This is a genomic window from Marinicauda pacifica (assembly GCF_004793635.1).
GTDB lineage: Bacteria > Pseudomonadota > Alphaproteobacteria > Caulobacterales > Maricaulaceae > Marinicauda > Marinicauda pacifica.
On the sequence record NZ_SRXV01000091.1, the window covers coordinates 1 to 305 of the forward strand.

The 305-nt window shown below is 72.5% G+C and carries 1 protein-coding gene; it reads right to left on the minus strand.

Features of this window, described 5'->3' with window-relative positions; all coding sequences use genetic code 11:
* A partial coding sequence (locus tag E5162_RS14515; protein WP_135945968.1) for a DUF4175 family protein occupies positions 1–305 on the minus strand: 305 nt, incomplete at both ends.

The following is a 305-nucleotide window of genomic DNA, read 5'->3' on the forward strand; positions in this document are numbered from 1 at the left end:
CGGCTCGTCGTCGAGGAAAAGGGCCCGGTCCCGGGTTGCCCGATCGAAGACCGGCTCGGGCTCGCCCGGCTCAAGCGCCTCGTATTCGCGCCCGGGGCCGAGGAAATCACGGCGTTCGGCCGCCACCGCCTGGGCCAGGGGGTCGAGAAAGACGCGTGCCGGCAGCGTCATCTCGTACGCGGTGCTCCGCCCGGTCTGACCGGCACCGTCCGTTCCGGCACTCCGGATCGCCACCCGGCGTCCGGACAGGGGATGGCGTGCCACGTCGATCCGCGCGGTGAAACGGTCCTCCTCGCCGGTCGGAG